Here is a 23,429-nt window from a genome sequence, read left to right on the forward strand (position 1 = left end):
CCCCTCTCCCCGTGGGGAGAGGGTGGACTACCGCTCCACCATCAGCGCGATGCCCTCGCCGCCGCCGATGCACAGCGACGCGACGCCCCGCTTCTTGTCCTGGTCCTTCATCGTCTGCAGCAGCGTCACCAGCACGCGCGCGCCCGAGGCGCCAATCGGGTGCCCCAGCACCACGCCGCCGCCGCGCACGTTCACCTTCGCCGGGTCCAGCCCGAGGATGCGGTTGTTGGCGATGGACACCACCGCGAACGCCTCGTTGATCTCCCACAGGTCCACGTCCGCCGCCTTCACGCCCTTCTTCGTCAGCAGCGTGTTGATGGCGTCCGCCGGAGCAATCGTGAACTCCACGGGCTTGCGCGCCGCCTGCGCGTAGCCGGTGATGCGGCCGAGGATGGTCTTCCCCTCCGCCTTCGCCCGCTCCTCGCTCATCAGCACCAGCGCCGCGGCGCCGTCGTTGATGGAGGACGCGTTGGCGGCCGTCACCGTGCCGTCCTTCTTGAACACGGGCTTGAGGCCGGGGATCTTGTCCGGCTTGGCGTTGCGAGGCCCCTCGTCCTCGGACACCGTCGTCTCCTCACCGGGCTTCTTGCCGGGGATGACCACGGGGACGATCTCCGCGGCGAACAGGCCCTCCTTCTGGGACTGGATGGCGCGGCGGGTGGACTCCAGCGCGAACTCGTCCTGCTGCGCGCGGCTGATGTTCTGCGACGTGGCGCACTCCTCGGCGCAGTTGCCCATGTGGACGTTGCCGTACACGTCCCAGAGGCCGTCGTGGATCATCGCGTCCTTGAACTCCACGTTCCCCATGCGCGCGCCGCCACGCATCGTGTGGCTGATGTACGGCGCGTTGCTCATGGACTCCATGCCGCCCACGACGACGACGTCCGCCTCGCCCAGCGCAATGGCCTGCGCGCCCGCGATGACGGCCTTCAGGCCGGAGCCACAGACCTTGTTGAGCGTGGTGGCGGGAACTCCCTCGGGCAGGCCGGCGAACAGCGTGGCCTGACGGGCGGGCGCCTGGCCGACGCCGGCCTGGAGCACGTTGCCCATGATGACTTCCTGCACGGCCTCGGGCTTGACGCCCGCGCGCTCGAGCGCGGCCTTGATGGCCACAGCGCCCAGCTGCGGAGCCGTCAGCTTGGAGAGCGCCCCCTGGAAGGAGCCGATGGGGGTACGGGCCGCGCCCACGATGACGACTTCACGAGCCATGAATCTGTCTCCCTTGAGGATGTACGGAGGTCCTTCGATAACAGCGGCGCTCGCCCTTATCACCGGGCGTTCCCCGGAGTTCAAGCGTCCTCGCTCGCCGTCCGGCCCGGAGCGTCGCCTGTCCGACCGGTCGGGAGGTCGGCGCCCATTCCCCCGAAAAGGCAACGGCCGGGCCCCCTTGCGGGAACCCGGCCGTCACGCCGTGAAGCGGTTCGCTGACTACTTCTTGGTCAGCTTGCCCATCACGTCGCCGAGGCGCGCCTTGGAGCCTTCCGCCTGCTTGCGGAGGTACTCGCGGTAGTCGTCGCCCTCGCCGATCAGCGCCTTCATCGACAGCGCGACCTTCCGGTCCGGCGTGTTGATGTCGATGATCTTCACCTCGACATCCTGGTTCTCCTGCACCACGTCACGCGGGTTCTCGACACGCTCCTCCTTCAGCTCGGAGACGTGGACGAGGCCCTCGATGCCCGGCTCGATCTCCACGAACGCGCCGAAGTCGGTGACCTTGGTGACCTTGCCCTTCACGCGGCTGCCCACAGGCAGGCGCTCGGACAGCGTCTCCCAGGGGTCCGGCTGGAGCTGCTTGATGCCCAGGCTGAAGCGCTCGTTCTCGACGTCGATGTTGAGGACCACCGCCTCGACCTCGTCGCCCTTCTTGAACATCTCGCCCGGGTGCTTGATGCGCTGGGTCCAGGAGATGTCGGACACGTGCACCAGGCCGTCCACGCCCTCCTCGACGCCGACGAACACGCCGAAGTCGGTGACGTTGCGGATCTGACCCTTGATGACGGAGCCGATCGGGTACTTGTCCTCGAGCAGCGTCCAGGGGTTCTGCTCGATCTGCTTCATGCCCAGCGCGATGCGCTTGGCCTTCGGATCGATGTCCAGGACGACGGCCTCCACCTCCTGGCCGACCTCCAGGATCTTGGACGGGTGCTTGAGGCGCTTGGTCCAGGACATCTCGGACACGTGCACCAGACCCTCGACGCCCTGCTCGATCTCGATGAACGCGCCGTAGTCCGTGATGGACACGACCTTGCCCTTGACGCGCGTGCCGACCGGGTACTTCTCGTCGGCGCGGTGCCACGGGTCCTCCTGGATCTGCTTCAGGCCCAGGCTGACGCGCTCCTGCGTCGGGTCGAACTTGAGGACGACGACGCGGACCTCGTCACCCACGTTGAACATCTCGCTGGGGTGACCGATGCGGCCCCAGGACATGTCCGTGATGTGGAGCAGGCCGTCGATGCCGCCCAGGTCGATGAACGCACCGTAGTCGGTGAGGTTCTTGACCACGCCCTTGAGGACCGCACCCTCCTTCAGGTTCTTGAGGGTCTCCTTCTTCATCTCCTCGCGCTGCTTCTCGAGGAGCACGCGGCGGCTCAGGACGATGTTGCCGCGCTTCTTGTTGAACTTGATGACCTTGAACTCGAATTCCTTCGAGATGTACTGGTCAAGGTTGCGCACGGGCCGGATGTCGACCTGGCTGCCCGGGAGGAACGCCTTCACGCCGATGTCGACGGAGAGGCCACCCTTCACGCGGCCGACGATGGTGCCCTTGACGATCTCATCGCGCTCGCAGGCGGCGCTGATCTCGTCCCAGATGCGCATCTTGTCGGCCTTCTCCTTGGAGAGGACGACCATGCCGGTGTCGTTCTCACGGCTCTCCAGGAGGACCTCGACCGGGTCGCCCGCCTTGACGGAGATCTCTCCGCGAGGGCTGGTGAACTCGGAGATCGGGACCTGACCCTCGGACTTGTAGCCGATGTCGACGATCGCGAAGTCCTTGGTCACCTGCACGACGGTGCCCTTGACGATCTCCCCTTCCTTCAGGATGCCGTCGCCACCGCGCTGCTTGAGCGACTCTTCGAACATCGCCGCGAAGTTCTCATCGCCGGCGTCCGTCTCGATCTGCTGGTTCACGTTCTGCTGCATGGAGTTGGAAGTCCTTTGAAACGGTACAGCTGCCCCCTGATTTGATGGACGGGGCCTCCGCGCGGGGAGCAGCGGGAGGTCACGGACGTCCCCACCTCTGGGGACTTTTGAATGAAGCCGCGCACCCTAGACACCGGTTATTCCGGTAGTCAAGCGCGCTCGTGCCCCATGTGCTGATCACGGGATGTGGTCCGCCGGAACTGTCAAGACCCGGTGGGACCTTCCGCATCACTCGAACTAAGACCGCTCGCCCTCCCGTGCACCCCTGACTTCAGGGAGTCACGCGAGCGACCGGTGCACCTGCCCGGTCAGCGAGCCCGCGCACTGTACTCGAAAAATCCGCTGAAATGCGACCGCTCGCGTGCAGGCCCGTTCCGCTCGTGGGTCGAGGTCCGCGAGTCCGGTGCCCGGCGTGAGTCATGGGGGAGGTGCGCCCGGGGGGGTGGACTGTTTTCCCGCACGTCGGCGGCCGCGGGCCTCTTCCTTCCCTTCCCTCTCATGAGGTCGTCGCCCTCGCTCCGGGCTGGCGCCGTGTACTGGGATTTCAAGAAGGACATAGAATGCCGCGTTCACTTCTCGGCTGGCACAGGATGTCCATGCTTCGTTGGAGCCCTTCCCTGCTTCTGGTGGTCGTCGCCCTCCTGGGCGCGGGTCGTGTGTCCGCGCAGGGCGTGGACTCGAATCGGCTCATCCTGTCGCGCGACAGGAACGTGGAGGTCCTGCTCGTCGAGGAGAAGGCCTACGCGGGCGCGTCCCACACGTTGGGGTGGCTCTACTACGACGACCTGGTGTCGCGGGGGTACGTGGACGTCGGGAACCCGGATGATCCCAACGACGACGTGCTCATCGACGTCGAGGGCAATGGCATCCCGGACTTCCACGAGGACTTGTACAACCTCAATCCGGACCGGGGTTACATCGGCGAGGCCACGCGGTGCATCCCGGAGCGCATCTTCTTCCATCGGCGGGCGGAGACCGGTGAGGTGCTCCGCCTGCGCGAGCCGGAGCTGCTGACGGGCGGTTGCACGTCGTCCACCAGCTACTCGCCGAATGGTGGGCCCAAGCGATGGCCGGACGATGTGCCGGACTATCCCGCGCGTCCGGTGGGCGCGGTGGTGGGGCAGCGCGTGCGCGACGCGACGGACCTGGTGGATGCCAGCGGGAACTTCCGTTCGGGCGCGGTGCCGGGGCTGCTGGATGCGTACTTCAGCGACCGGGGCGTCTTCCCCCACATCCCCAACCTGCTCGAGCCGGATGACGCGCAGAACGGGCACATGGGGTTGGGGAACATCATCCTGCTGAGCACGGATGACGATACGAACCTGTGTCCGGGGTCGCCCGCCGTGGAGTGCCTCACGCCGCGGCTAGCATCCGGAGGCCCGGGGCAGCCGGCGTCGGTGGGGCCCATCTGGGACCTGTCGGGCGCGCTGGATGGGCTGCCCGACTACAAGGCGAGCGCGTTCGGTCCGGACGGGCGCGTCATCGCGGGGCGGGACGTGACGGCGGCCATCAACGAGGAGGACCGCCGGGTGAGCCTGGGGACGGTGACGGGGGGGCGGGAGATCGTCTTCTTCCTCGTCACGTATCTGGAGCATGACTACGACCGCGCCACGGATGCGTGCTTCCTGCCCGCCATCACCCCCGAGGGCCGGTACCAGTGCGAGCTGTGGGGGCACGGGGACATCAACGTCTTCTTCTCGAAGACGATACTGAACCTGGACCTGCATCAGTCGCTGTCGACGGACCGGGTGACGACGGTCAACCCGAGTTCGAACTGGCTCAGCCCGACGAGCTACTCGCGGCTCCAGTCGCGCGAGTACGGCAAGGTCCAGATCGTCGAATCCTACGACATGGACGCGTGGAGCTATCAGCAGCGCACGCCCCACGTGTTGATGCTGGCGCCCATGGAGTCGACGGACACGTGGGTGATGAGCTGGGAGGATCTCACCGCGGGCGGAGATCTGTCGTTCAACGACCTGACGTTGCTCATCCGGGGCGTGGGCATCGAGCCCACGGTGACGCGGCTGGAGCACCAGGGCGGGCCCATCATCGAGGGCGAGTCGACGTTCTTCACGGCGTATGTGACGGACGTCTCGGGCACTCCGCTGACGACGGGCACGATGAGCTTCTTCGTGAATGGGGACTTCGTCACGTCCCAGGACGTCGACAGCGCGGGGTCCGCCACCGTGGCGCTCTCGTTCTTCCCGATGGGCGAACATCGTGTCGTCGCGGAGTTCGGTGGCATCGAGAACGTGTACTCGTGGAGCATGTCCGAGGAACTGCTGGTGGTCGCCGAGCCTGCGGACGGCGGGAGCCTGCCGGATGCGGGGCAGCCGGATGGCGGCCCTCGGGATGCCGGGGCGCCCGATGCCGGGGCGTTCGACGCAGGACCTCCGGATGCAGGAGCGCCGGACTCGGGTACCCCCGATGCGGGGGCCCCGGATGCTGGCACGCCCGACGCGGGCACCGCCGACGCGGGCGCGGAGCCTGATGCGGGAGCTCCCCCGGAGCCCGACGCGGGTGAAGATGCGGGCACGCCGCCCGAGCCTGACGCCGGTGAAGATGCGGGCACGCCGCCCGAGCCTGACGCCGGTGACGATGCAGGCACGCCGCCTGAGCCTGACGCCGGTGAAGATGCGGGCACGCCGCCCGAGCCTGACGCCGGTGACGATGCTGGAACGCCGCCCGAGCCTGACGCCGGTGACGACGCGGGCACGCCCTCGGGGCCCGGCGCGGGCGATGACGCGGGTACGACGCCGCAGCCAGAACCGGACGCGGGTGACGGCGACGCCGGCACTGCTCCCGACGCAGGCACCGAGGACGCGGGACCCTCGGACCCCAACGGCCCCAGCGAGCCGGAACTGCCAGGCCCTCGCGACTTCACGGTCACCGGTTGGGGTTGCGGCGCCACCGACGCCAGCAGCGCGTCCTTCGTGATGCTGGCGCTCTGGGTGGGTGTGTCGTTCCTCCGGAGGCGGAAGCTCGACTGACGACGAGGACGGGACTCTCGGTGTGATGGATTGTCAACGCCGAGAGTCGCCCGCCCTCGTGAAGCCCTCGGTCGTGGTGGGCACCTCGGCCCGATGCCTATCGGACGGAGGTGCGATGAAGGAATTGCCCCTCACGGGACAACGACAGTTCCTCCAGTGGCTTTCCACCATGGCTTGTGTTGCATGGCAGGTGCTACAGCCACAGGAGTGCAAATACAAAACAGCAGCCAATCGAGGCGTGGTGCGTTGCTGGCGTTCGCATTCCTGGCGGCTGCCTGCGGAGGCGGTCTCCCAGAGACGGATGACGCCCCTGCTGAGCAGGAGGGGCTCGGGCAGATGGAGCAGACGCTTCCCCCGCCGCTGCACTGCACCAGCGAGACCTTCGGGTACACCGCCTACTACTCAGACTCTTCGATGACCGTGGAGGTCGGGCGGCAGGATTGCATCTGCGGCGAGCTGTACATGCACGGCTCGCGCAGCATGTATTTCAGGACGCACACCTACTCCAGCTGTCGGGGCTGATTCGCCCCAGGCCTCACGGCGTCTTCCAGTCCCCGTAGCACGCCGTGAGTCCGCACTCAGGACACCGGCAGCCGATGTAGACCCAGCGGACATCCGTGGTGCCCTTGTAGAAGGCGAAGCCCACGGCCATCTCGAACGCCCCATTCCCACAGGGGCACTCGGCCTGTTGGAGCTCCGCCTCCTCGAGGAACTCCTCGCTGTCCGCGAGGGGCACCTCGTGCTCGCACTTCACGCAGCACTGCACCGCGGCGCCCGCATCCTCGTCGAGGATGAGATGGGAGCGCTCGTGGCCACACTCCGGGCAGCTCAACTCATCCAGCCGCTCGAGGGGATACTTGTTCGCCTTGCTGTATCGCTCCAGCTCGGGGTGGATGTCCGCGCGCGAGTCGCCGTAGTAATGCCGGCCCTTCTTCTTCAGCGCCACGCGCCTACCCCAGCAGCTTGAAGCTCTCGCGAGCAATCACCACGCGCTGCACCTCGCTGGTGCCCTCGTAGATGGTCTGCACGCGGGCGTCGCGGAAGTACCGCTCCACCGGGAACTCGTCGATGTAGCCGTAGCCACCGTGAAGCTGCACGGCCTTGTCGCAGACGCGGTTGCTCGTCTCGCTGGCGTACAGCTTCGCCATCGACGCCTCCCGCGAGAACGGCTGCTTCTGGTCCTTCAGGAACGCCGCGCGCAGCGTCAGCAGCTCCGCCGCGTCGATCTGCGTCTTCATGTCGGCGATCATGAACCGCGGGCCCTGGAACTCCCCCACGGCCTGGCCGAAGGCCTTGCGGTCCTTCACATACGAGACCGTCGCCTCCAGCGCCGCCCGCGCCACGCCGCACGCCTGCGACGCGATGCCGATGCGCCCGCCGTCCAGCGCGACCATCGCCAGCCGGAACCCCTGCCCTTCCGCCGCCAGCAGGTTCTCCACCGGAATGACGCAGTCCTCGAACGTCAGCGGCACGGTGTTCGACGAGCGCAGGCCCATCTTGTCCTCGTGACGCCCGACGATGAGGCCCTTCGTCCCGCCCTCCACGATGAAGCAGGACAACCCCTTGTTGCCCGCGCCGGACGTCCGCGCCCACACCACGAACACCCCGGCGTGCGCACCCGACGTGATCCACTGCTTGCTGCCGTTGAGCACCCACGTGTCGCCACGCCGCACCGCCGTGGTCCTGAGCGCGCCCGGGTCCGAGCCCGCGTGCGGCTCGGAGAGCGCGAACGAGCCCGCCACCGCCTCACCGGACGCCAGCCGCGTCACGTACTTCTCGCGCTGGGCCTCGGTCCCGAAGGCGTTGATCAGCTCGCCACACATGTTCGTGACGGCCATCGTCACCGCGGTGGACGCGTCCGCCGCCGCCATCTCCATCATCGCCAGCGCGTAGGAGACGGCGCCCGCCTCCGAGCCGCCGTACTTCGCCGGGATGTTCACCCCGAGCAGCCCCAGCTCCCCCAGCTCCTTGTAGAGCTCCGTCGGGAAGCGCTCCGTGCGGTCCAACTCTCGGGCCAGCGGCGCCACGCGCTCGCGCGCGAACTTGCGGGCCGTCTCGCGAATCAGCGTCTGGGTCTCGGTCAGCTCGAGGTTCACGGAAGCCTTCCTACTCGACGGCCTTGAGGTTGAACGGGTACTCGATGGGGTGGTCCGCGCCGTCCGGAGGCTTGGGGAACGTCATGGACGTCAGCACGGCCACCACGCAGTCGTGCAGGTTCGGGTCCTTCAGCGTGCTGCCCTTCTTCACCTTGGCGTTCTTCACCAGGCCATTGGCGTCGATGGTGAAGGACGTGTGCAGCTTGCCCTCCACCTTCTTGTCCTTCTCCGCCATGTGGTCCTCGTAGCACTCCTGGATGCGCCCCTGGTTGTAGGCGACCACCTGGCGGATGGAGTCCGGCGTGAAGGGCATCCGCTCCACGTCCGGCGCGTCGCTCTTCGCGGGCGCCGGCTTCGTGGGGGCCGCGGGCTTCCCGCCCTCGGACTTCTTCGACGGAGTGCCCTGGGCGAGCGCCGCGGCGGACGCCAGGACCAGTACGGGAAGCAGTGCCCTCTTCATGATGCCTACTCCTTCAGGACGTTGGCCGAGATGACGATGCGCTGGATCTCGCTCGTCCCCTCGTAGATCTCGGTGATGCGAGCGTCGCGCACGTGGCGCTCCGCGTCCATCTCCTTGCTGTAGCCCATGCCGCCGTGCACCTGGAGGGCCTTGTTCGTCACGCGGTTGGCCATCTCGCTGGCGAACAGCTTCGCCATCGCGCTCTCCGCGCTGTGGCGCACGCCCTTGTCCTTGAGCAGGGCCGCCCGCCAGATGAGCAGCCGGGCCGCGTCGATCTCCATGGCCATGTCGGCGATCATGAACTGGATGGCCTGGTGCTCGCGGATGGGCTTGCCGAACGACTTGCGCTCACCCGAGTAGCGGACGGCCTCCTCGTACGCGGCGCGCGCGATGCCCAGCGCCTGGGACGCGATGCCGATGCGGCCGCCGTCCAGCGTGGACATGGCGACCTTGAAGCCCTCGCCCTCCTTGCCCAGCAGGTTCTTGGCCGGCACGCGCATGTCCTCGAAGAACATGGAGCAGGACCAGGCGGCGCTGATGCCCATCTTCTTGTCGGGCTCGGCGCGCGTGAAGCCGGGGGTGTTGGTGGGGACCAGGAAGGCGGTGATGCCCTTGTGGCCCGCCTCCTTGTTCGTCATCGTGAACAGCACGATGGCGTCGGCCTTGGGGCCGTTGGTGATCCAGTTCTTGGAGCCGTTGATGATGTACTCGTCACCCCGGCGCACCGCGACGGTCTGCTGGGCGGCGGCGTCGCTGCCGGCCTCGGGCTCCGTCAGGCCGAAGCAGCCGAGCTTGTCACCCCGCGCGAACGGCGTGAGGAACTCCTCCTTCTGCGCCTCGGTGCCGAACTTCATCACCGGATCACAGTAGAGCGAGTTGTTCACGCTCATGATGACGCCGGTGGAGGCACAGCCGCGGCTGATCTCCTCCATGGCGAGCGCGTAACAGACATTGTCCAGGCCCGCGCCGCCGTACTGCTCGGGGACGGCGACACCGAGCAGCGACAGCTCGGCGAGCTTCTTCACCGCATCGGTGGGCCACGTGTGGTGCTCATCCCACTTGCGGGCGTTGGGGGTCAGTTCCTTGGCGGCGAACTCGCGGCACATCCGCTGGATCTCGCGCTGGACGTCGGTCAGCTCGAAGTTCATGAGGGCTCCATATTACGGGGGGTGCTCCCAGGGAATAGCGAAGACGAAGGACCCGTCCCCAAGCGACGGTTACCGTGCCGATGAGCCGCCGGCCGCCCGCCCCCGCTCCCCGGATTCCAGGGGCGAGCCCAGGAACATGTTCAGGGGCACCGTGACGTCGAAGGACACGTCCATCCGCGCCCCCTCCCCCGTCCAGGCCCGGCGCAGCACCACCGACAGCGTCCACGGCGTCGTGGCCGCGTGCCGTTCAATCAGGTCATACGTGAGGCCCACCCCCGCCACGCCCCCCGAGCCGTCCTGGCCCCACAGGCCCGCTCCCTCGGCGAGCACCCCGAGGCGCGCCCGGTCCGGGAACACCGACACGCGCGCTCCCGCGAGCAGCCGCCACTTCGCCGGGGCCAGGCGGACCTGGGGTTCGAGGAAGGGCGAGACGAGCAGCGTGGGGCCGGGGAGGTCCCACGCCCCGAGCGCCCACGGGTGGATGGGCCAGGAGAGCACCCAGTGAGCCGGAGCGCCCGAGGCCCACTGGTAGCGGACATCGGGAATCAACGGCTCCAGGAAGCACCCGGTGTAGATGCACAGCGAGCGCTTCCACGAGACGAGCGGCGAGGCGCGGCCGTGCTCGTCGTCGGGCGGGGCTTCTCGAGCGGGCTCCAGTGGCTCGCCCGCACTGGCGGACGGACGAGCCGACACGTCGGCGAGCACGCCGCTCGAAGGGCGCAGGCCCTCTTCCAGGACGCTCGTCGGGACAAGCTCGGCGCGGGCCGGTGACGCGGCCAGGAGGGCCGTGAGGAGACTCCTGACCGCGCGCGCGTGAGTCACTTGCCCGTGAAGCTCGCGGGGCGCTTCTCGAGGAACGCCTTCATGCCCTCGCGCTGGTCCTCGGAGCCGAACAGCTCCGCGAAGCCCTGGCGCTCGAGCGTGTTGGCCTCGGTGAGGTCCTTGTCCGCGCCCTGCTCGATGACCCGCTTGGCCTTGCCGATGGCCAGGGGGCTGTTCTTGAGCATCTTCGCCGCGACGGCGCGGCAGTGCGCGAGCAGCCCGTCGGCCGGCAGCACCTCCAGCACCAGGCCGATCTCCTTCGCCTTGGCCGCGTCGATGCGCGCGCCCGTGAAGATGAGCTCCTTCGCGCGGGCCCGGCCCACCACGCGGGTGAGCCGCTGCGTGCCACCGAAGCCCGGGATGACCCCCAGGCCCACTTCCGGCAGGCCGAGCTGCGCCTTCTCGGACGCGTAGATGAAGTCGCACGCCAGGGCCAGCTCACAGCCGCCGCCCAGCGCGAAGCCGTTCACCGCGGCGATGGTGGGGATGGTCAAGGACTCCAGCAGCGCGAGCGCGCGGTGGCCCAGGGCGGCGAACTCCTGCGCCTGGGACTCGTTCAGCGCCGCCATCTCCGCGATGTCCGCGCCCGCGACGAAGGCCTTCTCGCCTCCGCCGGTGACGATGAGCACGCGCGTCTCGACGCCGAGCGAGCGCACCGCCGCCTCGAACTCCTGCAGCGTCTTGTTGTTGAGGGCGTTGAGCGCCTTGGGACGGTCGATGGTCAGCGTGGCGACCGCGCCGTCGTGCTCCAGTCGGAGGTTCTCGTAGGTCATGGTCCGGTGTCCTCTCTGGGCTCAGTACTTGTAGAAGCCGCGGCCGCTCTTCTTGCCGTACCAGCCGGCGTCCACGTACTGACGCAGCAGCGGGCACGGGCGGTACTTCGAGTCACCCAGGCCCTTGTGCAGCACCTCGGCGATGTAGAGCACCGTGTCCAGGCCGATGAAGTCGGCCAGCTGCAGCGGGCCCATGGGCTGGTTGGTGCCCAGCTTCATCGCGGTGTCGATGTCCTCCGCGGAGCCCAGGCCCTCCATCAGCGCGTAGCAGGCCTCGTTCAGCATCGGGATGAGGATGCGGTTGACGATGAAGCCCGGGAAGTCCTTGGAGACGACCGTCGTCTTGCCCATGCGCTCGGACAGCGTGCGCGTGGTGGCGTAGGTCTCGTCGGACGTCGCGGCGCCGCGGATGAGCTCCACCAGCTGCATCACCGGCACCGGGTTCATGAAGTGCATGCCGATGACGGACTCGGGGCGCTTCGTGGACGCGGCGATGCGGGTGATGGGGATGGAGGAGGTGTTGGTGGCGAGGATGCCGCCCGGCCGGACGACGGCGTCCAGGTCCTGGAAGATGCGGCGCTTGAGGTCCTCGTTCTCCGTCACCGCCTCGATGGCGAAGTCGACATCCTTCGCCTCGGTGACATTCGTGAGGGTGGCGAGGTTGGCCTCGGCGGCCTGCTGCTTCGCGGCGTCGAGCTTGCCCTTCTCCACCAGCTTCTTCAGGCCCGCGCGGATGCGGTCCGCGCCCTTGGCGAGACCTTCCTTGGACACGTCCGCCAGCGTGACGCGCAGACCCGCCTGCAATGCCACCTGCGCGATGCCCGCGCCCATCTGCCCGGCGCCGACGACGACGATGTGCTCCGTTGCCATGGTGCTCTCGAACCCCTCGGTCGGAATGTGAATGACGTCGAGCGGCCTTAGCCCACGCCCCCGGGGCGGTCAACGAGTCGCGGCGGGCAACTCCACCTGGCGGACGATGTACCGCTCCTCCCCCACCGACAGTCGCTCCTCCACGCGCTGGCGCTCCTCGCGCCCCGCGAGCTTCACGAAGAACACCGCGCGGAAGTCGCCCTCGGGCAGGTCCACCTTGAAGGTGAGCTCCGGGGGCGCGCCGGTGTCGCCGAAGAAGCGCTCCTCGCGCTTGATGAGCTCGCCGTCCGCGCCGCTCACCTGGAGGTCCACGGCGCGCGCCTGGCGCCAGCCGTCACCCGAGGGGTGGATGACCAGCTCGCGCTCGGGGATGCCGGTCACCTGCCAGAGCCACAGGCCCAGCCCGACGGCCAGCAGCAGAGGCAGCCGCTTGGCGAGCGGCGAGGAACGGAAACCCTTCCGCGCGGGCGCGGCGGGTGTTTCAGGGGGAGGCGTGTCCGCCACCGCTACTCCTTCTTCGAGCGCCGGGAGCCGGGGCGGCGGGCATTGAGCTCGGAGATGACCACGCGCGCGGTGGGGGCCGCGGCGTGCTTCTTCTCCTTGGGGCGCGGCTCGGCGGCGGGCTGCTCGGGCTCATCCTCACCGAGCTTCTCGGCCTTGTCCGGCGGGACGAGCCGGACCTGCGCCTTGATCTCCAGCGTCATGCCGGAGACCAGCTTGAGGAACTCGTCGCGCAGCTTCTCGGACTGGAGGAAGCGGCGGAGCTCCTCGGTGATCGCTCCCGTGACTTCATCCTTGGTCTTCTCCGCCTGGGAGAGGATGAAGCCGAGGGCTTCCTTCGGGAGCTTGAGCTGGCCGGCGAGGTTGCGGATGCCCTCTTCGGTCATGAAGAGGGCGCCCAGGCCGGCGACGGCCATGCGGCGGACGAACTCCGGGACGAAGCCCGCGGGCCCCGAGCGCCCTTCCCGGCCGGAACGGTCCTCGTCGATGAGCGGGTCGTCGGGATACTCGTCGTTGCCGGCCGGGGGCATGAAGCGTCTCCTGGGTGGGTCAGCGTGCCTGCACCACCGGCAGCGGGATGCTCTTGGCGCTCTGCGCGGACACGCGGCCCGCGATGTTGCGAGCGACCTCCAGGAAGGCCTTGGCCTCCGGGCTGTCCTTGGCGCCCACCACCACCGGTACGCCCGAGTCTCCCGACACACGCACCTTCAAGTCCAGCGGAACTTCCCCGAGGAACGGGATGCCGAACATCTCCGCGGCCTTGCGACCACCGCCGTGGTTGAAGATGGGGGTGACGTGCGAGCAGTTCGGGCAGACGAACTGGGACATGTTCTCCACGATGCCCAGCACGGGGATGTGGACCTTGTCGAACATCTGCTTGGCGCGGACCACGTCGGCCAGGGCGACGTCCTGCGGCGTGGTGACGAGCACCGCCCCCGCGGCGCGGATGGACTGCGACAGCGACAGGGCCACGTCACCGGTGCCCGGGGGCAGGTCCAGGACGAGGTAGTCGAGCTCGCCCCAGTTCACGTCGCGCACCAGCTGCATCAGCGCGCCGTGGAGCATGGGGCCACGCCAGATGAGGGCCTGGTCGGCCTCGACGAGGAAGCCGATGGACATGACCTTGAGGCCGTGGGCGATGAGCGGATCCAGCGACTTGCCGTCGGGGCTGACGGGCTTCTTGTCGCCCAGGCCCGTCATCAGGGGGACGGAGGGGCCGTAGAAGTCGGCGTCGAGCAGGCCGACCTTGGCGCCGTGCTGGGCCAGGGCGGTGGCCAGGTTGACGGCGACGGTGCTCTTGCCGACGCCGCCCTTCCCCGCTCCGACGAGGATGATGTTCTTCACCTTGGGGAGCAGCGCGCCCGCGGGGACACCGCCGCCGGCGGAGCGGACCTGGGCGCCCCACTCGATGTTGAAGGACTTCAGGCCGGGGACGGCCTTGAGGGCGGCCTCGGAGTCGGCCTGGATCTTCCCCTTCATGGGGCAGGCGGGCGTGGTGAGCTCGATCTTGAGTTTGACGGTGTCGCCGGTGACGCGGACGTCCTTCACCATTCCGGCCTTCACCAGATCCACGTGCAGCTCGGGATCGATCACCTTCGACATGGCCGCGAGGACGTCGGCCTCGGTAACGCTCATCGGGACACCTGAAACCTTTTGGAAAACGGGCGCTTGGGAGCACCCCCAGGGGCGCGGAACATGCCAGTCCGGGAGGAGCTGTACAACGTCGTTTAACGCGGTGTGGCCCAGGACGCACCCTGGCGGCGGACTGGAGGGCCGGAGGGTGTCGACAGGCTGAAGGTGTCCATCAGGGACACTGTGGGAACGGGCAGGCGGGCCTATTCCAGGGCCAAGACACGGTACTCGCCGTCCTCGAGGACCAGGAGGACGGCGCGCTCGTCGCCCAGGGGGAAGACGGCCTCACCGGCGCCGACTCGCACGTGGGTGTTGAGGGCGAGCCGGGCCCGGCGCAGGCGCTCCTTTGAGAGGGGCTCGCGCTCGAAGTCCTCCTTGAGCCGCTCGGGGGTGTAGCGGGCGCGCAAGGGAGCGGCGAGGAGGCCGTAGGCGGTCTTCCAGTCCTTGGCGTCGGAGGCGTCGAGGAAGCGGCGGAGCGCGGCGCGAGGGACATCGGCCGGGCGGGCCTCGACGACGCGCCAGTCGGGGCCGGAGCGCGCGAGGGTGAGCGCGGGGGCTCGGGCCTCGAGGACCTCGGCGCTGGAGCGGACGGCGGCGGCGCGCTCTCGGCGGGTGGCTTCGTCCGAGTAGCGCTCCAGGAAGGCCGTCTCCCCGTCGGGGCCGTTGGTGGTGAGGGCGTAGGCGTCCTGGAGCCGTCCCTCGTCGAGGGCTCGCGCGTAGGCCTCCGCGACGGAGACGGGCTCCCGCGACGGCGTGGCGCAGGCGGGGGCCAGCACGAGGAGCCCTGTGAGGACGGTGCGCTTCATGGGGCGCGGACCGTACCACGGAGCTTGTGCGCGAACCGGCGCAGCCACGAGTCGACCTCGGGCTCGTCCGCCAACGACACGAGCATCTCCTTCGCATCGCCGCTCAGGTCCCACGACACCGGGCACAGGGCATACGTGGCCGGGTGCGCTGCGCCCATCAGGAGCTTCAGCAATGACATCCGCGGCGCGGGCGCACCGTAGGACTTCAACTCGAAGTCACCCGGCGCCACCTTCGCGAGCGACAGCGCGTACCGGCACGCCTCCTCGAACCCGCCGAGCTTGTCCACCAGCCCGGCCTCCTTGGCGCGCAGGCCCGAGTACACGCGGCCCTCGGCCAGCGCGTGGATCTCCTCCTTGGTCCGCCCGCGCGCCTTCGCCACGTGCCCCAGGAAGGATTGGTACATCTCCTCGATGTCCGCCTCGAGCGCGGCCCGCTCCCCTTCCGTGAACGCGCGCGAGAACGACAGCAGCCCCGCGTTCGCCCCGCGCGTGATCACCGTCTTGTGGATGCCCAACATCTGCATCAGCCCGGACGTGTCGAACTTGCCCGCGAACACGCCAATGGAGCCCACCACCGCGTGCGGCGCGCTCCACAGCTCCTTCGCGCCCAGCGCCACCATGTAGCCCGCACTGGCGCAGACCCGGTCCATGTACGCAATCACGGGCTTCTTCTTCGCCACCCGCTGCACCACCTCGAGGATCTGCTCCGAGGCGATCGCCGCCCCACCCGGGCTGTTCACATACAGGAGGATGGCCTTGGACCGCTTGTCCCGCGCCGCCGCCCTCAACCCCTTCACCACCGCGTCCGACGTCGCGAACCGGCCCCCCGCGTTCCCGCTCCCGGGGACAATCATCCCGGACACCGGCACGAACGCCAGCCGGGGCTTGCGCTTCCACCGCCGCCACTTCACCGGCGGAAACGGCACCGTCTCCAGGTACATCTCCATCGGCTCCAGCTCCGTGTCGTCATCCTCCGGAGCCGCGCCGTCCTTCTTCTCCACCATCCCCAGGTGCAGCGGCAGGTCCACCTCGCTCACCAGCCCATCCACCAGCCCCGCCGCCTGCGCTCGTTGCGCGCTGTACGGCCCCTGGTCGATGAGCGCCCTCACCTCGTCCGGCGTCTTCTTCCGCGCCGCGGACACCGCCTCCACCAGCGCGGCGTAGCGCTCGTCCAGGAACGACTCCACCGTGCGCCGCTGGATGTCGGAGACCTCCGGGTGCGTGAACAGCTCCGGCGCTGTCTTGTAGTCACCGCGCCGGATGAACTGCGGCCGGATGCCGATGCGCGACAGCCCCTCCCCCAACGCCGTCGACTCCGCCGCGTACCCCACCAGCTCCAGCCGCCCCATCGGCGCGAGCAGCACCTCGTCCGCCGCGCAGAGCACCGGATACGAATCCGTGTCCACCATCACCGCCCACGTCACCACCCGCTTGCCCGCAGCACGGAACTCCGCCAGCAACGCCAGCAGCGCGTCTCGCTTCGCCTGGGGCAACCCCAACCCCTCCACCTCCAGCAACACCCCCTTCACCTTGGCGTCCCGCGCCAACAGCCGCAGCGCCTCGCCGAACTTCTCCAGGGACGTCACGTCCGAGGGCTCCGGCTTCGAGCCACCCCCCAGTGAGAACCGGGGCTTGCGCTGCTCCCGGTACGGCGGATCCCCCGTCAGGCGGAAGCGCACGTAGGCCGGACGGCTCCCGGCCGCGAACATCCGGAAGGGCGCACCCAGGAGGGTTCGCAGGAGCAGCAACAGGTTGGCGATGGCGAGGAAGGGCAGGCGCAGCATGGCGTCCCGAGGTCGATGTGGGCACCCAGGCGCGTACTGGACACGCTCTCCCGGTGCAAGCCCTGTTCAGCAGGCCCGTTGGGTCGTGATAGCCTCCCCCGCCATGCGAACCCCTTCCCTTGCCCGACTCCTCCTCGTCCTCGCGCTCGCGACGGGCGGAGCCGCGCTGGCCCAGCCGCGCAAACCGGTCCAGGAATTCAACGCCCCCCGTGAGCTCACCGCCGAGGAGCGCGAGGCCGCCAAGCAGCGCGCCATGGGCAACAACCTCAACAACTACGGCAAGGACATCCAGGTGAAGACCCAGCCCTTCCCCTGGAAGGCCGCGGGCCTCGCCGGCATCGTGTTCCTCGTCGCCATCCCCTTCGCCATCCGGGCCTTCCGGAACACGTCGAAGGACATGGACAACATCAACACCTTCGGGAACAACTCCAACCGCGCCGACGACGAGGCGGCCTGAAGCACCCTCGCGCTCCAGCTCTCCGTCGAACTGGAGCCGACGGCGCGGCCTACGGCTGCGCCACCCCCGTCTCGTAGGCCGTGCGGATGCTCTGCGCGCAGGCCCGTGACTTCTCGCCCTCCTCGCTCCCCAGCTGACGCAGGCGCGCCAGGACCATGTACCGGGTCCGGGCCGCGTTCACCCACGGGTAGAAGCCGAAGGCCCCCGCGGACGAGTGTCCCGTCACCGTCCAGGTGCCGCCGACGCGCTCCCCTTCAATCCAGTGCCCCAGCCCGTAGTACGCCTCACCCGCGGTCCACGGCGTGAACGACACCCCCGCGCCCCCGGGCCCGGCCGGCACCGCGTCCACCGTCAGCCGGGTGGCCAGCGCGGTCTGGTTGTTGAGCAGCTTCAAGAGGAAGACGCGGTACTGCGCCGCGCTCCCGGAGAAGCCCCCCGCGGGGGCCACGTCGCTGTCGGACTCCGGGAAGGTGGTGCCCAGCAAGGGGTTTAGCCAGTCCATCACGCTCGCGATGCCCGTGCCCCTGCGCAGGGGCATGTCATCCAGCGCCAGCTTCTGCATGTGGCCGCCGTTGTAGAAGTAGCGGCCATTCTGCAGCGGGCGGTAGGTGACGTCCTTGAACGACGCCCCATAGCACGTGGACACGTTCGTCCCGGCCACGTCACACAGCGTGGTGTTCTCGTCGATGTAGCCGCTGGTGAAGTTGAGGCGCTTCTTCTCGTCCACGGTGAGGTTCGCGTAGCCCTTGGACTCCACGTAGGCGCCTGCGTAGAGCCACTTGCTCGCGGAGGCGATGGGCATCACCGTCGTCGCCGTGATGCCGCTCCCCTTCGACAGGCCGTAGAGCGGCCCTGTCCCGGTGCCGATCTCCCAGTAGAAGTTCCCGAGCGACTTGCAGCCCGCCGCGTTGTTGGCGGTGTCGAGCGCGGCCTGCTCGTACACCGTGAGGGCCGCGCGCGTCGTCCCTTCATTCGCTTCGAGCGCGGCGTCGGGATGACCACAGCCGACACTGCCCAGGGACCACAACGCACACGCCCAGATGAACCGCGTCGTTCCGCTTCGCTTCATGGGACCTTCCTCCTGAAATGGCCCCATGAAAACCCGCACCCCGCGCGAAGGTTACGCGGCAAGGTCGCCGTTCTTCAGACCTCCTTGAAGTTCCAGCCCGCGAGGTGCTTCAGGTCCTTGGCGCCACCGACGGGGAGGCGCGTCGGCATGGGTTGGCGGTGCTCTGGCGCGGGCACGTCCACCGCGATGCGCTTGATGCCGGTGGTCTTGTCGAGGCTCGCGCACCAGGTCTGCCAGCGCTCGCCGTTCAGGCGGTCCCTGAACCCGAGGCCCACGACCTGCTCCGCCGTGGGCGGCGTGGGGGACAAGAGGTCGAGGAACTCCATCCGGCCGCGCAGGGTTCCGGAGGGCTCATCGGTGCGCACCTGGTGGCAATAGGCCGCGCCCCAGAGGTCCTCGCGGAACTGGATGGCATACACGCTGCCCGGCGTCGGCGGCCCTGGGAGGGACTTCGGCTTCGCGCTGGCGGGAGTCGCCGCGCTGACCGGCTTGCGTCGCTTCGTGGCCGGCGGTGCCGGGGCGGCGACGGGTTCCTTCTTCGGTCGATCGAGGTGGCCGAACAGCTTCTCGACGTTCTCGTTCCGGACGCCGTCCTTGGCCGACCACCACGCCAGCGGGGCCGGGACCTCGACCCGAATCGTGGGGCGCTGGTCGCGCTCCACGGCCCGGGTGAAGCGGGTCAGCAGGCCCGGGTGCTCGGGCGTCTCGAGGATGCTGATGAACGCGAGCGCCTCCAGCACCGTCTCGCAGCGATAGGTGCTGCTGGCGCTCAGCAGCTTCGCCTTGTGGAGCGCGGTGCGCGCATGGCTGTAGCGCGACGCGGGCGGAAGGCGGCGCAGCAGGTCCAGTATCTGGTGGAACACCCAGACATCGCGCGGCGTGGGCTTGGGCCACCCGGCGGCCTTCTGGTCCAGGGCCCGCGTCAGGGTGAGCACGCCCTCCGTCGGTTGCGCCGCCCCCCACATCGCCCCCTGGACGTGATTCAGGTACGCGGTGCAGGTGGCGTCGACGGCATCTTCCTCGAAGAAGCAGACCCGGCAGTGGCCACCGCCCATGGGGTCTTCCTTGTGGGTCGGCATCGCGCGCCCGAGGATGGCGGCGGGCAGGACGGCCAACCACGCTACATCGGCGGAGGTCATCGAGGCCACGAACGCATCCGCGGCGCGTTGCAGGTCCACGGCCTTGGCGGCCTTGCGCAACTTCTGGATGACCTCGTCGTGCTCCCACTGCACGAAGGTGTTGGGCACCATCCCCGCGGTCTTCAGGCGCTGGTGGTCCTCCTTCGTGAAGGAGGTGGGGATGCGGTGGCAGTAGTTCCCGTCGTCGTCGAAGAAGGTGCTGTTCGTGCCGTAGACGCGGGCCAGCAACGCCATGACTTCGGGGGCAGGAGGACTCATCTCGCGGGGCGTACCTCGACGGCCCCGCTCGCGTCCACCTGGACGCGCACCGGCAGGAAGCGCTCCACGACGCGCGCGTGTGTCGTCAGGTGGTCCGTCACCCGCGCCGCCGTGAAGCGCGTGGTCCCGGGCTCCGCCTTCCCCAATCGGCCCGAGGCCAGCAGCGCCGCGGGCAGGAGGATCTGATCCGCGAGGTACTCGTCCAGCGCGCCGCCGGTCTCCATGAAGTGCGCCAGGGCCTCGCCCGCTTCGCGCCCCACCTCTTCCGCGGGACGGCCCTTCTCTCCCAGCGCCGTGAAGCCCGCGATGGTGTGCTCGAACTGGGCGAGCACGAAGGTCACCGTGCCCGTCGAACGCGTCACGGGCAGCGGCCGGTTCTCCGCCTCCGCGACGATGCCTCGCTCGCGCAGCGTCGCCACCGTGGCTCGCGACTGTCGCTCCGCGATGCTGAAGGGCAAGCCGCCCACGAAGGACGAGACATGCACCTCGTGCAGCATCCCACGCGCGGGCAGCTCCACCAGCAGCGGCGGCTGCCTGGGCGCGCCCACCTCCGCGACCAGCTCCCCCGCGCCCTCGGGGTAGAAGCCCGCCTGCGGCATGGTGAGGTGCACCGGCAGCCCGTACGCCATGGCCACCGGCTGCCAGACCGTGGCCACGTAGTGGAAGCTGGGACTGTGCGGCAGGTGCGTCCCACCGCGCAGCGTCAGCCGTCCGCCGCCCGCGAGGGCCAGCGGATAGACGAGACACTGGAACAGGAGCGGTGTGCTCCCGGCGGTGCCCACCTCGACCAGGTAGTCCCCGGCGCGCACGGAGCCCGGGGTGAAGGAGAGCTCCGAGGCGCCCACGGAGGCGCCCTCACTCGTGCCGCCCAGGACCTCCGCGCCGCGCACACACGCCAGATGTTGCGGACGCAGTCCGGGAGGGTCCCTCCGCGAGCGCAGGTGGGTGATGTGGAACGGTCGGCCGGTGATGAGCGACAGCGACAACGCCGAGCGGAGGATCTGCCCTCCTCCCTCGCCCTCACTCCCGTCGAGTCGCACCAGCCCGTTGTCGGGCCCCTCGGTGCCAGTCACTGTCCCACCCTCCCGTCCGTCGTCCCGCGATGCGGCGAAACCTAACAGGAACGGGAGGGGATCTCCCGTCCGTCAACCCTCACGCCTCGTCGAGCGGGCGATGCCTGACACATGCGCCCTCGGGCCCGCCACCCTGTGCACCCCGGGGTGGCGCCATGCCCACCTCGAGTGCGGCTGAGGCTACGAGCCAGGGTGCATCGAGCGGTCCTGGGTGTCCGGCGCCGCTCGCCGTGCCTCCTCGGCGGGTGCCGGAGGCGAACCGAATGCCGTGTCATCCTTCCACCGCCGTCGCGCTGGTCGGCTGTTGACGGCGCGTCGTCCGCCACCGAGCGGACGACCGTGCCGCGCCCCCACCTCATGCATCCAGCGAGGATGCGTCCTCCGCCACGGAGCGAGCGGTCAGGCAGGGCATCACCCGCCCTGCGCGTCCAGCGACGGCAGCACGCCCACCTTGAGCGAGCTCGGATGCGTGGAGGAGTGGTACACGCGATGGAAGGCGCGCGTGAAGTCCGACTCCTTCGCCTCGAAGATGTTGGGCACGTAGGTCTGCGGGTTCCGGTCGATGAACGGGAACCAGCTGGACTGGACCTGGATCATCACCCGGTGCCCGCGCTGGAACGTGTGGAACACGTCGTTCATCGTGAAGCGCACCTTCGTCACCTCGTTCGGCTTGAAGGGCTTGGGCTCGCTGTAGCTGTCGCGGAAGCGGCCGCGGAACGGCTCGCCGCGAATCAGCGTCTGCTGCGCGCCCCGGTTCTCCAGCCCCTTCTCCGCGTCGGCGCGCGACCAGCCGCGCATCGTGCCCGGGTTCACGTCCACCAGCTTCACCACCCAGTCCGCGTCCGAGCCCGTCGTGGAGACCCACAACTCCGCATCCAGCGGACCCGCCACCGTGAGGTCCTGCTCCAGCGGCTCCGTCTGGAACACCAGCACGTCCGGCCTCGTCGACGCGAAGCGCTGGTCCTCCGCCATGAAGCTGCTGCTCCAGCGCGTCAGGATCTCCTGCGTGTACGGCACGGGCTTCGCCGGGTCGCTGATGTACTCGGCGAAGGACTCCGCCGGGTTCGTCCCCGCGGGCGCCTTCATCGACAACCCACCCTTGGGCTGGAAGAACAGCCGCGTCTCACGCAGCCCCTTCGGCGGCCACGCGTCGAACTGACGCCAGCGGTTGGCGCCCGTCTCGAACACCATCGCCTCCGGCACCTCGGGCTTCGCGCCTCCCTTGAGGTGGTACTTGAAGAACCCCTGCGCCAGCGTCTGGAACGCCTCCGCCGTGTTGAAGCCGAACTCCGTGTCCGCCAGCTTGTCGACCTCGCCCCGCGCCCAGCCACCGTGCGGCCACGGTCCGATGAGCAGCGTGTTCTGCGTCCCCGGGTTCTGCTTCTCGATGGCCGCGTACGTCCGCAGCGGTCCGTACAGGTCCTCCGTGTCGTACCACCCGCCCACCGTCAGCACCGCCGCCTTGATGTTCTTCAGGTGGGGCAAGAGGTTCCGCGCCTGCCAGAAGGCGTCGTAGTTGGGGTGCGCGACCACGTCCTTCCAGAACGCGACGTCCCCCTTCATGTGCTTCGTCTCCGCGTTGCTCAGCGGCCCCAGGTCCAGGAAGAACTGATACCCATCCGGCGTGCCGAACGGGAAGCGGTTCCAGTCCTCGTTGTCCGTCGGCGCGGGCCTCGGCTTGCCGAAGCTGGAGAAGAAGTTGAACGCCAGCGTCAGGTTGAAGGCGCCATGCCGGTGCATGTCGTCCCAGAACCAGTCCGCGATGGGCGCCTGCGGCGATACGGCCTTGAGCGCCGGGTGCGAGTCGATGGCGCCCGCCGACGTGTAGAAGCCCGGATACGAGATGCCCCACTGCCCCACCTTGCCGTTGTTGTTCGGCAGGCGCTTCACCATCCAGTCGATGGTGTCGTACGTGTCCGTGCTCTCGTCGATGTCCTTGGGCCCGCGCTTGTTCGGGTTGTGCGGCCGCACGTTGACGAACTCGCCCTCCGACATGTTCCGGCCGCGCACGTCCTGGAAGACGAAGATGTAGCCGTCCTTCTCGAACTCCTCACCCGGCCCCAGGGCGCCGCGGTACCGGTCCAGCCCATAGGGCGCGACGCTGTAGGGCGTGCGGACCAACAGGATGGGGTACTTCTTCGCCGGCGACGCATCCACCGGCGCGTAGACGGACGTGAAGAGCTTCACGCCGTCCCGCATGGGGATGCGGTACTCGAACTTGGTGTAGCCCTTGCGGATGCGCTCGGCACGCTCCGGAGGCGGGCCCTCGGGCGGTTTCGAGCGCTGGGCCACCGCGGGACTGCCGAGGACGCACAGCAACACTGCCACGAGGCGACGGGATACGGGGGACATGCACGCTCCTGGAAGAGACGCGACATCGTGGGGGACGCAAGCCGGCCCCGAACTCCCC

The 23,429-nt window shown here is 68.8% G+C and carries 21 protein-coding genes; 3 read left to right on the forward strand and 18 right to left on the reverse strand.

What is annotated here, in order from left to right; genetic code table 11:
- Window positions 1–27: 27 nt before the first annotated feature.
- Entirely contained in the window at window positions 28–1,209 is a 1,182-nt protein-coding gene (locus OWM54_RS42055; protein ID WP_141330442.1) for a thiolase family protein, read from the reverse strand.
- Between the two features lie 219 nt (window positions 1,210–1,428).
- Window positions 1,429–3,141: a 30S ribosomal protein S1 gene (locus tag OWM54_RS42060; RefSeq protein ID WP_141330440.1), complete on the reverse strand. Its 1,713-nt coding sequence runs from the start codon at window positions 3,139–3,141 to the stop codon at window positions 1,429–1,431.
- Window positions 3,142–3,737: 596 nt separating this feature from the next.
- On the opposite strand from OWM54_RS42060, the gene OWM54_RS42065 reads away from it, so the two are divergent.
- Window positions 3,738–6,131: an Ig-like domain repeat protein gene (locus tag OWM54_RS42065; protein WP_267700965.1), complete on the forward strand. Its 2,394-nt coding sequence runs from the start codon at window positions 3,738–3,740 to the stop codon at window positions 6,129–6,131.
- 336 nt (window positions 6,132–6,467) lie between these two features.
- A complete protein-coding gene (locus OWM54_RS42070; protein ID WP_267700966.1) occupies window positions 6,468–6,653 on the forward strand; it encodes a hypothetical protein in 186 nt (61 codons plus the stop codon).
- Between the two features lie 13 nt (window positions 6,654–6,666).
- On the opposite strand, the gene OWM54_RS42075 is transcribed toward OWM54_RS42070, so the two are convergent.
- The 12 genes from OWM54_RS42075 to sppA all read right to left on the reverse strand — a co-directional run bounded on the left by OWM54_RS42075 (window position 6,667) and on the right by sppA (window position 17,023).
- A complete protein-coding gene (locus OWM54_RS42075) occupies window positions 6,667–7,077 on the reverse strand; it encodes a hypothetical protein (protein WP_267700968.1) in 411 nt (136 codons plus the stop codon).
- Window positions 7,078–7,081: 4 nt separating this feature from the next.
- Entirely contained in the window at window positions 7,082–8,227 is a 1,146-nt protein-coding gene (locus tag OWM54_RS42080; protein WP_267700971.1) for an acyl-CoA dehydrogenase family protein, read from the reverse strand.
- Window positions 8,228–8,237: 10 nt separating this feature from the next.
- Window positions 8,238–8,687: an AgmX/PglI C-terminal domain-containing protein gene (locus OWM54_RS42085; RefSeq protein WP_267700973.1), complete on the reverse strand. Its 450-nt coding sequence runs from the start codon at window positions 8,685–8,687 to the stop codon at window positions 8,238–8,240.
- Between the two features lie 5 nt (window positions 8,688–8,692).
- Entirely contained in the window at window positions 8,693–9,835 is a 1,143-nt protein-coding gene (locus OWM54_RS42090) for an acyl-CoA dehydrogenase (RefSeq protein WP_046713805.1), read from the reverse strand.
- A gap of 69 nt (window positions 9,836–9,904) precedes the next feature.
- Window positions 9,905–10,528 carry a hypothetical protein gene (locus tag OWM54_RS42095; RefSeq protein WP_267700974.1) on the reverse strand — a complete coding sequence of 208 codons (624 nt, stop codon included), beginning with the start codon at window positions 10,526–10,528 and terminating at the stop codon, window positions 9,905–9,907.
- A gap of 125 nt (window positions 10,529–10,653) precedes the next feature.
- Complete coding sequence (locus OWM54_RS42100; RefSeq protein ID WP_267700975.1) at window positions 10,654–11,430, reverse strand: enoyl-CoA hydratase/isomerase family protein; 777 nt, start codon at window positions 11,428–11,430, stop codon at window positions 10,654–10,656.
- A 21-nt stretch (window positions 11,431–11,451) separates the two neighbouring features.
- A complete protein-coding gene (locus tag OWM54_RS42105; protein ID WP_248542648.1) occupies window positions 11,452–12,300 on the reverse strand; it encodes a 3-hydroxyacyl-CoA dehydrogenase family protein in 849 nt (282 codons plus the stop codon).
- Window positions 12,301–12,369: 69 nt separating this feature from the next.
- The gene (locus OWM54_RS42110) at window positions 12,370–12,804 is read right to left on the reverse strand and encodes a hypothetical protein (protein WP_267700976.1); all 435 of its coding nucleotides are present in this window, start codon (window positions 12,802–12,804) and stop codon (window positions 12,370–12,372) included.
- A gap of 2 nt (window positions 12,805–12,806) precedes the next feature.
- On the reverse strand, window positions 12,807–13,331 hold the full coding sequence (locus tag OWM54_RS42115) for a hypothetical protein (protein WP_267700977.1): 525 nt from the start codon (window positions 13,329–13,331) through the stop codon (window positions 12,807–12,809).
- A gap of 19 nt (window positions 13,332–13,350) precedes the next feature.
- Window positions 13,351–14,436 carry an Mrp/NBP35 family ATP-binding protein gene (locus tag OWM54_RS42120; RefSeq protein ID WP_141324925.1) on the reverse strand — a complete coding sequence of 362 codons (1,086 nt, stop codon included), beginning with the start codon at window positions 14,434–14,436 and terminating at the stop codon, window positions 13,351–13,353.
- Between the two features lie 200 nt (window positions 14,437–14,636).
- The gene (locus OWM54_RS42125) at window positions 14,637–15,239 is read right to left on the reverse strand and encodes a hypothetical protein (protein WP_267700979.1); all 603 of its coding nucleotides are present in this window, start codon (window positions 15,237–15,239) and stop codon (window positions 14,637–14,639) included.
- Window positions 15,236–17,023: a signal peptide peptidase SppA gene (sppA, locus tag OWM54_RS42130; RefSeq protein WP_267700981.1), complete on the reverse strand. Its 1,788-nt coding sequence runs from the start codon at window positions 17,021–17,023 to the stop codon at window positions 15,236–15,238. The genes OWM54_RS42125 and sppA overlap by 4 nt, the downstream gene beginning before the upstream one ends.
- Window positions 17,024–17,126: 103 nt before the next feature.
- Here sppA and OWM54_RS42135 point away from each other — a divergent pair, with 103 nt between their 5' ends.
- Window positions 17,127–17,480 carry a hypothetical protein gene (locus tag OWM54_RS42135; RefSeq protein WP_141324930.1) on the forward strand — a complete coding sequence of 118 codons (354 nt, stop codon included), beginning with the start codon at window positions 17,127–17,129 and terminating at the stop codon, window positions 17,478–17,480.
- Between the two features lie 49 nt (window positions 17,481–17,529).
- Here the strand turns inward: OWM54_RS42135 and OWM54_RS42140 are convergent, their stop codons facing one another.
- The 4 genes from OWM54_RS42140 to OWM54_RS42155 all read right to left on the reverse strand — a co-directional run bounded on the left by OWM54_RS42140 (window position 17,530) and on the right by OWM54_RS42155 (window position 23,371).
- Complete coding sequence (locus OWM54_RS42140; protein WP_267700982.1) at window positions 17,530–18,549, reverse strand: hypothetical protein; 1,020 nt, start codon at window positions 18,547–18,549, stop codon at window positions 17,530–17,532.
- Window positions 18,550–18,623: 74 nt separating this feature from the next.
- Window positions 18,624–19,946, reverse strand: a complete 1,323-nt coding sequence (locus tag OWM54_RS42145) for a hypothetical protein (RefSeq protein ID WP_267700983.1) — start codon at window positions 19,944–19,946, stop codon at window positions 18,624–18,626.
- On the reverse strand, window positions 19,943–21,019 hold the full coding sequence (gene rtcA / locus OWM54_RS42150; RefSeq protein ID WP_267700985.1) for an RNA 3'-terminal phosphate cyclase: 1,077 nt from the start codon (window positions 21,017–21,019) through the stop codon (window positions 19,943–19,945). The genes OWM54_RS42145 and rtcA overlap by 4 nt, the downstream gene beginning before the upstream one ends.
- A gap of 411 nt (window positions 21,020–21,430) precedes the next feature.
- Window positions 21,431–23,371, reverse strand: a complete 1,941-nt coding sequence (locus OWM54_RS42155) for a CocE/NonD family hydrolase (RefSeq protein WP_267700986.1) — start codon at window positions 23,369–23,371, stop codon at window positions 21,431–21,433.
- Window positions 23,372–23,429: the final 58 nt, after the last annotated feature.

This window comes from Myxococcus sp. MISCRS1 (assembly GCF_026626605.1).
Lineage (GTDB): Bacteria > Myxococcota > Myxococcia > Myxococcales > Myxococcaceae > Myxococcus > Myxococcus fulvus.